The organism is Shewanella fidelis ATCC BAA-318, from assembly GCF_000518605.1.
Lineage (GTDB): Bacteria > Pseudomonadota > Gammaproteobacteria > Enterobacterales > Shewanellaceae > Shewanella > Shewanella fidelis.
The window spans coordinates 45,201-57,391 of the sequence record NZ_JADX01000004.1; the positions used below are offsets into that span (position 1 = coordinate 45,201).

At 40.0% G+C, this 12,191-nt stretch carries 6 protein-coding genes and 1 pseudogene; 5 read left to right on the top strand and 2 right to left on the bottom strand.

The window, feature by feature from the left end; all coding sequences use genetic code 11:
- Positions 1-267 precede the first annotated feature (267 nt).
- Positions 268-3,108: an excinuclease ABC subunit UvrA gene (gene uvrA, locus L884_RS0100220; protein WP_028765589.1), complete on the bottom strand. Its 2,841-nt coding sequence runs from the start codon at positions 3,106-3,108 to the stop codon at positions 268-270.
- Between the two features lie 263 nt (positions 3,109-3,371).
- Between uvrA and L884_RS0100225 the strand changes: the two genes are divergently transcribed.
- Both L884_RS0100225 and ssb read left to right on the top strand, forming a co-directional pair.
- Positions 3,372-4,739 carry an MFS transporter gene (locus L884_RS0100225; RefSeq protein ID WP_028765590.1) on the top strand — a complete coding sequence of 456 codons (1,368 nt, stop codon included), beginning with the start codon at positions 3,372-3,374 and terminating at the stop codon, positions 4,737-4,739.
- A 33-nt stretch (positions 4,740-4,772) separates the two neighbouring features.
- Positions 4,773-5,432 carry a single-stranded DNA-binding protein gene (ssb, locus tag L884_RS0100230; RefSeq protein ID WP_028765591.1) on the top strand — a complete coding sequence of 220 codons (660 nt, stop codon included), beginning with the start codon at positions 4,773-4,775 and terminating at the stop codon, positions 5,430-5,432.
- Positions 5,433-5,600: 168 nt separating this feature from the next.
- Here ssb and L884_RS21505 read toward each other — a convergent pair.
- Positions 5,601-6,734, bottom strand: a pseudogene (locus tag L884_RS21505) (IS3 family transposase).
- Positions 6,735-7,027: 293 nt separating this feature from the next.
- Between L884_RS21505 and L884_RS0100245 the strand changes: the two are divergent.
- From L884_RS0100245 to L884_RS21510, 3 genes are read left to right on the top strand one after another with little or no spacing between them, the layout of a single operon-like run.
- Positions 7,028-8,293 (top strand): DNA adenine methylase, encoded by a 1,266-nt coding sequence (locus tag L884_RS0100245; RefSeq protein WP_156925628.1) that lies wholly within the window; start codon positions 7,028-7,030, stop codon positions 8,291-8,293.
- A complete protein-coding gene (locus L884_RS0100250; RefSeq protein WP_028765594.1) occupies positions 8,286-9,818 on the top strand; it encodes a DNA methyltransferase in 1,533 nt (510 codons plus the stop codon). Before L884_RS0100245 ends, L884_RS0100250 begins: the two co-directional genes overlap by 8 nt.
- Positions 9,819-12,161 (top strand): restriction endonuclease, encoded by a 2,343-nt coding sequence (locus tag L884_RS21510; RefSeq protein ID WP_051435475.1) that lies wholly within the window; start codon positions 9,819-9,821, stop codon positions 12,159-12,161. It abuts the gene before it with no gap.
- Positions 12,162-12,191: the final 30 nt, after the last annotated feature.

A 12,191-nucleotide genomic window follows, 5' to 3' on the forward strand; every position in this document is an offset into this window, starting at 1 on the left:
TTTAACCCTTGAAAATAAGCGCCGCTTTGCGCCAACCAGAATTAAGGATTGCGCCTTAAGATTGCCGGTCGCAACAGTAGACACTGTCCCATTTGATAGGGCTATGCTGCTGGAGTCTCTATCACTACTAATGACTCTCGCACTGTGAATTGTGCACTTACCAAATAGCGGATCGACCACAGCAGTAAGTATAAGGCCAAGTGAACACACCAGGCCCAAGCTTAGTATCAGATTACCCAAATGCATCTTTTACGTTATCAACCTTAATTACTTGGCTAATAGTGGCTTTAAAAAGCGAGCAGTATGCGATTCGGTGTGCTCTGCAACTTCTTCCGGTGTGCCTGCAACCAAAATGGTGCCACCACCTGAGCCACCTTCAGGCCCAAGATCGACGATCCAGTCAGCAGTTTTTATCACATCTAAGTTGTGTTCAATCACAACTATGGTGTTGCCGTGAGATTTCAAACGATGCAATACATCTAGCAGTAGTTGAATGTCGGCAAAGTGTAAGCCGGTTGTCGGCTCATCAAGAATGTATAAGGTTTTTCCTGTATCACGCTTAGATAATTCTTTAGCCAATTTCACTCGTTGCGCTTCACCACCTGAGAGCGTAGTGGCACTTTGTCCTAGACGAATATAGGATAAACCCACATCCATTAAGGTTTGCAACTTACGGGCAATGGCTGGAATAGCATCAAAGAATGGTCGCGCTTCTTCGACTGTCATCTGCAGCACTTCGTGAATGTTTTTGCCCTTAAAGCGTACATCTAGAGTTTCACGGTTATAGCGTTGTCCCTTACAACTGTCACAAGGTACGTAGACATCGGGTAAGAAGTGCATTTCAACCTTAATTAAGCCATCACCTTGGCAAGCTTCACAACGGCCACCTTTGACGTTAAACGAGAAACGTCCAGGTTGATAACCACGAGTACGAGACTCTTGGGTTGCAGCAAAAAGCTCTCGGATCGGGGTAAAAATACCAGTATAAGTCGCAGGGTTAGAGCGTGGGGTTCGGCCAATTGGGCTTTGGTCAATATCAACCACTTTATCGCAGTGATCCATACCCACAACTTTCTTGTAAGGCGCCGGCTCATCAACGGTTGCGCCGTTAAGCTGCATATGCGCAATTTTGTAAAAGGTATCGTTTATCAGTGTTGATTTGCCTGAACCTGAAACGCCAGTAATACAGGTAAATAAGCCAACAGGGATTTGCAGATCAACATCTTTTAAGTTGTTACCCGACGCGCCAAACAGTTCGATCAATTTAGTTGGATCATACTCGGTTCGCTCAGTTTTAATATGAATTTGCTTTTCACCTGAGAGATATTGACCAGTGATAGATTCTTTGCAATTCAATAGGTCTTGTAATGTTCCTTCACCAATGACTTGGCCGCCATGCACACCGGCACCAGGGCCGATATCAATCACATGATCTGCCATGCGAATCGCGTCTTCATCGTGTTCAACCACAATAACTGTGTTGCCTAAATCTCTTAGGTGAATAAGGGTTTGTAGCAAACGTTCGTTATCACGTTGATGAAGACCAATAGAAGGTTCATCAAGGACATACATGACGCCAACAAGACCTGCACCAATTTGGCTGGCAAGACGAATACGTTGAGCTTCACCGCCAGATAGGGTATCGGCAGAGCGCGACAGGCTTAAGTAATTTAAACCAACGTTAACCAAGAAACCTAAGCGGTCGCGTACTTCTTTAAGGATTTTCTCGGCGATTTGTGCACGTTGCCCAGTAAGCTCCAGTTGTTCAAAATAATCCATGGCTTCGCCAATAGACCATTGGGTCAACACTGGTAGGTTTAAGTCGTTAATAAATACATTACGTGCTTCTTCACGCAGGCGTGAACCACCGCAGCTTTGGCATGATTGGGTATTAATGAACTTGGTTAGTTCTTCACGGACTGCGTTTGACTCTGTTTCACGGTAACGGCGATCCATGTTGTTTAAAATACCCTCGAATGGGTGATTTCTAACAACAACATCGCCGCGATCATTAATGTACTTAAAGGCGATGCTTTGTTTGCCTGAGCCGTAAAGCACAATTTTACGAACTTCAGCGCTTAGTTGCTCAAATGGTTTTTCAATATCAAACTTGTAATGCTCTGCAAGCGAAGTGAGCATCTGGAAATAATAGAAGTTGCGTCTATCCCAACCACGAATTGCACCGCCGGCTAATGAAAGTTCGGTATTAGTGATAACGCGTTCAGGATCAAAAAACTGCTGTACACCTAAGCCATCGCAGGTTTGGCAAGCGCCGGCTGGGTTGTTAAATGAGAAAATACGCGGTTCAAGTTCGGCCATTGAGTAGCCACAAATTGGACAGGCAAAATTGGCTGAAAAGACATGCTCTTCAGCTTTAGTTTTATCATCACCAGCGTCCATACTGGCAACGGTTGCAATTCCACCTGAAAGTTCAAGTGCTGTTTCAAATGATTCTGCAAGACGTTGTTTGATATCACCGCGTACCTTGAATCGGTCAACGACCACCTCAATGGTGTGTTTAACATGCAAATCGAGTTCTGGTGGATCGGTTAAGTCGCAGACCTCACCGTCGATACGGGCACGAATATAACCTTGTGCAGATAAACTCTCGAGGAGTTTTACGTGCTCGCCTTTGCGGTTGTTAACCACAGGAGCAAGCAGCATTTGTCGGCTATCTTCAGGCAGCTCAAGTACTTTATCTACCATCTGGCTAATGGTTTGTGCTGCGAGCGGCTTACCATGCGTTGGGCAGCGTGGTTCACCGACTCTAGCAAACAGCAAGCGCAAGTAATCGTAGATTTCGGTAATGGTGCCCACGGTTGAACGTGGGTTATGAGATGTTGATTTTTGCTCGATAGAAATAGCAGGGCTTAAGCCCTCGATATGGTCAACATCAGGCTTTTCCATCAAACTCAAAAACTGACGCGCATAAGCAGACAAAGATTCAACGTAGCGTCGTTGTCCTTCTGCATATAACGTATCAAACGCTAGAGAAGACTTACCTGACCCCGATAATCCGGTAATAACAATTAGTTTGTCACGAGGAATAGTCAGATTGATGTTCTTAAGATTGTGGGTACGAGCACCACGTACTTCAATGTTTTCCATCTAGCGTTCAGATCTCAAAGCCGAAAAAAGGGGTTAAGTATCTCACAAATTTACCTCAGGAAATAGACAGAACAGACTATCAATTGTAGGTGAAAAAAACTTGTCTACACGGAAAGGGGCTAACCAGCTTGAACGAGTGGTTTTATGCAATATCAAGTTAAAACATGACTCAAGTATGCATCTTTGGTTTTTACTTTTGGGCTATGAAAAACTTCGTGGTAAACTCCGCGACCTAATAAAAGTTGACAGATCAAGGCGGGGGCATGGCCAATAACGGACTTTCTAAGACTGAGAAAAAAGTCGCGTTTTCTTTAGCCAGTGTATTTGGGTTGCGCATGATGGGCTTGTTTATGATCATGCCTGTTTTTGCTCTTTACGGGCAACACCTTGAAGGGTTTTCACCTTTATGGGTGGGGGTTGCAATTGGCGCATATGGTTTAACACAAGCAATTCTGCAAATCCCAATGGGGATCTTATCTGACAAATTCGGTCGTAAGCCGATCATCTTGGCTGGACTATTAATCTTTGCTATCGGTAGTTTAGTTGCCGCCAATGCTGAGTCTATTTATGGCGTCGTTGCCGGTAGAGCTTTGCAAGGTATGGGGGCAATTGCTGCAGCGGTTTTAGCCTTGGCTGCCGACCTTACCCGAGATGAGCAGCGTACCAAAGTGATGGCGATCATTGGTATGTGTATCGGTTTTTCGTTTGCATTGTCATTGCTTGTTGGTCCGATTGTGGCTCAACATCTTGGGCTATCTGGGTTGTTCTTTATGACAGCAGGACTTGCCTTGCTGGGTATGTTGATCGTGCAAGTGCTTGTGCCAAATCCTATTTCGCAAGCGCCTAAGGGCGACACAGTTGCTGCGCCTGAAAAACTTAAGCGCATGTTGTTTGATCCACAACTATTTAGATTAGATGCTGGTATTTTTATTCTGCATCTGGTGTTAACTGCGGTATTTGTTGCTCTGCCTTTAGACTTGGTCGACGCGGGGCTAGTTAAAGAAAAACACTGGATGCTTTACTTCCCTGCGTTTATTGGGGCATTTTTACTTATGGTGCCGCTGATTATAATTGGCGTTAAACGTAACAATACTAAAGGTATGTTCCAAGTTGCGCTGTTGATTATGATGGCAGCTCTTGGCTCAATGGCCATGTTTGCTGATAACTTAGTGATGCTAAGTATTGCTGTAGTGCTGTTTTTTACTGGCTTTAATTATCTTGAAGCATCATTGCCGAGTTTAATTGCTAAGTTTTGCCCTGTGGGTGATAAAGGCTCAGCAATGGGAGTGTATTCAACCAGCCAATTTTTAGGTGCGTTTTGCGGTGGTTTATTGGGTGGTGGTGCTTATCAATTATTAGGTGCATCAGGGGTGTTTGCCGCAGCCTTAGGCTTGATGGTTATTTGGTTTTTATTAACCTTTGGTATGAAAAATCCAGTGCTTTTGAAGAGTTACACTTTAGAGGCTAACGTTAGCGATAAACAGAGTGCAGTGACCATGGCGACTGAATTATCGGCACTAACAGGGGTTGCTGAGGCAATAGTTGTACTCGAAGATAAAGTGGCTTATTTAAAAGTAGATGACCATTTCGATTTGAGAGAAGCCAGAGCTGTGTTACGCTCTGTCGATTAGGTAAAAATTTAATATACGTTCCAGGAGATTTCAATGGCTAGTCGTGGTGTCAATAAAGTAATTTTGGTGGGTAATTTAGGGCAAGATCCTGAAGTACGTTACATGCCAAATGGCAATGCCGTAGCCAACATTACAGTGGCGACAAGTGAGTCTTGGAAAGACCAACAAGGTCAACAACAAGAGCGTACTGAATGGCACCGTGTTGTGATGTTCGGCAAACTAGCAGAAATCACTGGTGAGTATTTACGTAAAGGCTCTCAAGTTTACCTTGAAGGCAAGCTACAGACTCGTAAGTGGAAAGACCAAAGCGGTCAAGATCGCTACACTACAGAAGTAGTTGTCGATCAAGGTGGTAGCATGCAGATGCTAGGTAGCCGTAACCAAAACTCTGGTGCTCCTCAAGGCGGCAACCAAAACTATGGTGGCCAACAGCAGCAAGGTGGCTACGGTTCACAGCAACAGCAGCAACCACAACAAAATAGCTACCAGCCGAAGCCACAAGCTCCTGCTCAGCAAGGTGGTTACCAACAGCAACCACAACAGCAGCAAGCGCCTCAACAAGGCGGTTATGCACCTAAGCCGCAATCTGCACCAGCTCCGCAACAGGCGCCACAACAGCGTCCAGCTCCACAGCCGCAGCAGAACTTCACTCCAGATTTGGATGACGGTTGGGACGACGATATCCCGTTCTAGCCTGGAACTTTGTGAAAGTGTAAATTTAGGATAGATAAATAGAGTAAACCCAGTGTAAAAGCTGGGTTTTCTTTTTTACACTTTAATTTTGACAAGTAGGTCTTTAGTTTTAGACTTATAGATAATAAATGTGTAAAAAAAGGAGGTGTTTGGTAAGCTCCTAATATCTTAGACACTTAACTGTTTCTCAAAGTATTGCTTTTCGAACTGCATTGGAGACAGTCCATTATTACTACCATGACGACGCACAGGGTTATAGAAATATTCGATATAGTTAAATATTTCCGAGCGAGCATCGCCTCTGTTTTTATGAACTTTTCTCTTAACTCTATCTTTCTTCAGCAATAAGAAAAAGCTTTCGGCGACAGCATTATCGTGACAGTTTCCTCGTCGACTCATACAGGCTTTTAAATTGTGCTCTTTTAAAAACTCCGCCAATCAGAACAGGTATATTGCACTCCTTGGTCGGAATGTATCAAAACCTTACTTTTCGGTGAACGTCGCCAAATGGCCATTAATAGCGCATCAATTACTAAGTCAGCTTTAGGTGTGTTTTTCATCGTCCAGCCCACGCTCTGACGAGAGAAGAGGTCAATAACAACTGTTAAATATAGCCAGCCCTCATGAGTGCGGATATAGGTAAAGTCGGTCACCCAAACCTTGTTGGGTTCTGCGACATCAAAGCCACGATTTAACGTATTTGGTGCAGTATGGCTAACATTCCCACCTCCAAAGCTTGGATTGCGCTTGTAGCCACGTATAGCCTTTACCTTGGCTTCCTTCATTATCCGATAAACACGATTCTTCCCGACACTTTCACCATCGTCTTTCAAGTCTAAAGTCAGGTTTCGATAACCGTAGACACAACCGCTTCTAGCCAAAATTGCTTAATTTTGCCCAGACAACATGTATCTTCAATGGTTCGATTACTGCTGGACTGCTTTAGCCAAGCATAAAAACCACTGCGATGAACATTAAGCACTCGGCACAGTACGGCTATGGGATATTGGTCGAGTCGAGACTTTATGAACGTGTACTTTTCTTTGACTCGCTTGCAAAGCACACGGCGGCATCCTTTAGTATAACTCGCCGAAGCTCTGCTTTTAGTTTACGAATTTCGTCTTGCTGATTATCGATAGTTATGTGTTGCTTCTCTGGTTTATCGAACTTGTTAATCCAGTTGTGCAAGCTTTTGGTTGTTATACCGAATCTTTCTGCCACATAAGCGATTTTATAACCACGCTCAGTGACTTGTTTGACAGCTTCAATTTTAAACTCATCGGGAAAACGTTTTCCGCGCATGTAACACCTCATACTTTGGGTCATTACAACTCTATGAAGTGTCTACTGTTCTAGGGGCTTACCAAGTTACGAATATTGAAATAATTTTAGACAACTATGATATAAGCGTTCTTTCTTCATTAAGAGGCTTCTAAAAGTTACACGTGGTCAATTATTGCTCTATTTGTTTTTCGTTTTTGAATGGGGAGTTACAAAGTAGGTTTTAGGCAAATGACTAAAAGGCGCAACCATGCTAGACTGCATCCTTTATTAGATTATCATTTTGTATACAGTGTTGGGGGTGTGGGGTGAGTTTGAGCGGAAAAGGCTCGGAGCTTTCAAAAAGTGATCCTATATATTCGACTAAGTTGCCGCTGCCTATGCAATATATGGGCGGCAAGGGGCGGATTGTAGGAAATATTTTGAATGGGGTAGAGGCTCAATTTAAGGATTTATCCCATTTCGTAGATCTTTTTTCTGGCTCTGGGGTTGTTGCATTCCATGCTCAAATGCGTGGCTATAAGGTTAGTGCTAACGATATTCAGCCTTATTCATCTGCTGTTTTGTCCTCGTTACTTACTCATTCAAGAACGGATATTGAAAGTCTAGTTCATTCATTGCAAGCCATATCAGATGATAAGTTGTTTCACAAAAGCAGAAGCATATACTTAGCTGATTACTTCAAAGAGAAGTCGTTTATTACGGCATTAAATGATAATAGGTTTATATGGGAAGATTATAGAGATTTTTGTGAATCTACAGAGCTATGTAATGGTACATTAGAGAGCGTTAGTGATTTAAAGTCTAATGAAGATTGGACGCTGTTTTTGGCATATTACCGTAATACGTACTTTGGTGTTAGACAGTGTGCTGAGATTGATTATTTAAGAGAATTGAGTGAAAGTTTGAGTGAGGATCTCAAGGCTCATTTAATCGCTAGTGTGGTTTCTGCTTTGACCTATTGTGTTTCAAGTACAACTCATTTAGCGCAATTTCTTAAACCATCTACAGATAAGAACTCTAAAAGTTTATTAGTGCGTAGAAATCTAAAAATTATTGATTTTGTTATAGAAAGATTAAATTTACTGACTTTAGTTGACTTGTCAGACTCAAATACTGTTTTTAATCTAGATTTTAAAGATGCGCTTAGAGAATTAGCATTAGATTCATCTTCAATAGTTTATGCTGATCCTCCTTACTTTAAGGAACATTATTCTAGGTACTACCATGTTTTGGATACTTTCGTACTTTACGATTATCCATTGCTTACTTTTAACCCTCGATTAGGTGAAACAACGAAGGGACGTTATCGAGATGATAGAATTGTTTCTGATTTTGGGAAAAAGAGCTTGGTTAGAGGTGCTTTTGATGAGCTTTGTAATTCTTGTCTCATTTATGGTAACAAATTAGCAATTAGTTACGCTTGCTCGTCACTAGTAGAAAAAGAGTTTTTCTATAAGTTAGCCGAAGAAAAAAAATTAAAACTAGAAGTGTTGGAGTTTAACTTGATGCATACAGGTCAAGGTCAAGCAAGGCACAAAGAAGTAACAGAATATTTATTTTTATTTTCAAATGAATAGTTTTAAAACAAAAATTGAACGATTACTGCCAGAACACGATTATCCAGCAGGGTTGATTCATCCATACTGGGCTAGAAAGCCATTAAACATAATAGAAACAATTATCTGTCACTACACAAAAGAAGGGGACACTATTGCAGATCCTTTTATGGGGTCTGGTACATCAATAGTGGCGGCAGTTAAGAACAAAAGGAATGCCATTGGCTGTGACTTAAGTCCCGTTTCTAAATTATTAGTAGACTCAATACTTGGTTCAGCAAAAGACCCAATTCGACTTAAAAAAGTACTAGACCTCGCAGTTGAAGATTGGATTAACTTTAGTAGTTTTCTATATCAGACAAATGATGGGAAGTGTGTTGAGCGTGAAACATTTTTTGTCGAGGGTAATTATGTAAATGGAGCATTTACATTAGCTTTTGATGAAGCTAAGTTAAAACCATTGGTAAACGGTAACTTAAAAGGAAAGGTTGAAATTGTTAAGGAAGTCGAATTCATTAACCCTGTACCAATAAATTTATCAATCTCTCCTATAGACTTTTCCAAAATTGAATTTACTGAGAATACTCGTATTGCAGTTCATAAAGGGGCTAAAGCGTCTGATTTTTTTACCAATAGAAATATAGTTTTTATAAACCATGTTCAAAATTACATAGCTAATAATGTTACTAATGATGAAGAAACTAAGTTTCTAAAATTATTCCTATCATCAATGATTCCATTATTAAGACTTAGCGATAAGAAAGCTAGCTCTCAATGGCCTTACTGGAGGCCAAAAAAAGAGTTAACTTCACGAAATCCAATTGTTGCCATAAAGAGAAGATATAAATCTTTTGTCGATTGTTTAAAGTGGGAAGAAGGTGAGTTAAATACTGTAGATGCAAATGCTAAAGTGTTTCAAATACCTGCAGAGTTATTGCCATATAAATATCAGGGAAAAGTAGACTTAATTGTTACAGACCCTCCATATGCCGATCATGCGCCTTATTTAGAATATTCTGATTTGTATTGGTCTATTGTTGCTGGTGAAAGAACAGACGCTCTTTGGGATAAGGAGATTGTTAAGACTAATGCTGTAGGAAGGGAAAAAGACTCTCAGAACTATGAATCTAGAATGTTCGATACTATATCTTCTGTTTTATCCATGTTGAAAGATGGTGGTTATTTTGTGTTTTTTTATCTAGATAAGAATATACACCACTGGGAGTCGATAAAAGCTGCAATAGAGCAATCTGGCTGTATTACTGAAGATGTTATTGCAATTCCAAAGCAAAGGCGATCAATGAAAGCTGTAACCTCTCCAGGTAAAACTTTGGATGGAGATCTAATAGTCATATGTAAAAAGTTAGGAAGTAACAGTAAAATAAGTTTACCTAAGTTGGCTATGAAAGAAGTTCTATTAGAAATCGAGAGCATAGAGAATTCTACTTATTTTGAACGATTTGGGTTATTTATTAAAAAATATTTGACGGTAGAAGTATTAGACTTTAAAGATTGGTCTTTAAAAGATATATCAAGGGTTATATAGATGTATTGGTTATTTAGTGAAGAAAAACAAAAAGAAATTCGTGAACTTATTGATAACTTAGTTATGTCTTTATCTGAAGTAAATCATAAGCCTCCACACCAAGATCAAGTTTTTCCGTTTCAGGGAAGAAAGGCCATAAATCATGCTAAGACAGTTATTGATGCCCTAACTAGTGAAGGCGATATAATTTGTGATCCATTTGTAGGGTCTGGGAGTTTTGCATACGCAGGTGCTATGTGTGACAGAAATGTTCTTGCTAATGAGTTTGAAGTTTATACAAATCGCATGGCATTTGCTCCATTTTCCTTGCCTGACAAGCAAGAGCTTATAAACTCTTTCAATGAATTTGTGAGTCATATACGCCCATATATAGATAACCTCTATCGCACTCGTTGTGTTTGCGGACAGATATTACCATTGGACTCATTATTCTTCGATAGATCCCCTCTACGTTACACAGGGGTAGCAAGCCATGAAAGGTTAGGAGATAATGGGGAAAATATAACTTTCCGTGGAAAATTTAAGTGTAAATCATGTGGTGCTATAGAAAAACACTTTGATGATTACGATCAAGAAGTTTTAGATACTATAGAAGCCGTAGAAGAGGACTTTTTTGAATTTAGGCTGATTGAAAACTCACGTATTAATTTGAGTTCTGATTTCTTAGACTATAAAAAACTGTTTCCAAAGAGAAGCAGGTTGGTTTTGACCTATCTTTGGAAAGAACTAGAATTATTTGCAATAGACCCTCTATGTAAGAAATTTATTGAAGATGCCTTACTTTCAGTAATTCCATTGGCTAAATACAAAGACTACAGAAGTAAGAGCCAAGATCTACATTGTCCGCCTCAAATGTTACGTGAGAGTAATATATTGAATGCTTTAATTAAGCAGGTTAATAAAAGGGCAAAAACTCTCTACGGGTATGACTTAAATAATTATCAAAATGCGGAGCTTCATTGCGATGATTTTCGAAGATTCTTGTCTTCTATTCAACCCGAAGGTGTTGATCTAGTTGTTACCGATCCTCCTTGGAATGATGGGAATGCTTATTTTGAAAGGGCACAGCTTTACCACCCTTGGTTAGGGTATGACTTAAAGGCAGACGATGACAGGCTGTCTAACGAAGTCATTGTAACAGACTCTCCTGAGCGCCCAGATAAGAGAGAAAAAGAACAATGGTGGAGTGATGTAGAGGACTTGTTTGAAAAGTCATATGTGGTATTAAAAGAACATGCTTTTTTAGTATTGTATTTTAGACCTGTGCCTGCAAATGAATGGATCGTTAATTTCAATAGATTAAAGTTATTGGCAAGAATGAATGGCTTTGAACCTTTATTGACTTGTGATTTAACTAATAAAGATCCTTCCATGAGAATTCAGCAAAGTGCTCATTATGCGTTTAGTAGTGATTTAATTTTAACTTTCATTAAGCTAAGTGATAGTGAAAGAAGAGTTTATTGTGAAGGTCACGATGTCGATGAGATTTCTTTTCGGGTCGCAGTAGAGCTACAGGATGAGTTGTTTGATGCTTTTACATTAACTCAGTGGCTGAAAGCTATGTATGAAAAGGTAAAATCACTTGGTTTAATGCAATTGAACTTACCTAAGAATAGACATCTACTTCATGACTCATTCTTAAGAGTCTGTGAGGACAGAGGAACAGGTAAATACCTTCCTAAAGCAATAACTCCTTATTCGGATGAAATTTTTAATACGCCATACATTGAACGGGTTTCTTTATATGTGCCATATGTTATTGAAGAATTGTTATTTAAATCAGACAAATTTACGTTTGATCAATTTTTGTTAAAAATTGCTGAGTTTGTTGAGAATGGTACAAGAGCAATACTTAAAGATATATTGGAAGATTCTGAAAATTCAATCCATTCTTTACTAAACTTGTATGCAGAACCAATAGAGGGGGGGCTTTATTTCACAAAGCGTCCGCTACCTCAAATTCCTAGTAATATTGCAAACTTATTGGAATTAGCCCCTTATGAGTTTGAAGTATTCACTGCAAAATTATTAGAATTAGAAGGGTTCACTAATGTTGTTGTTTCTGGACAAGCTGGAGACCGTGGTGTTGATGTACGTTGTAATGATGGAAATGGCGATTTAGTTATTGTTCAGTGTAAACGTTATACGAAATCAAATATCGGTTCTACTCCAATACAGAGGCTTCATAGTTTTGCTGTTACAAGGGGAGCTTCAAGAAAAATATGCATTACGACCACAGACTTTACTCGTGATGGCTATGATGAAGCTAAAAAAGCAGATGTAGAGCTAATTAATAGGGAAGCTTTAGAAAATTTGGTACATAAGCATAACTTGTTTAATTAGGTATAGTTGAACACATAGCTTTTGTAAAGT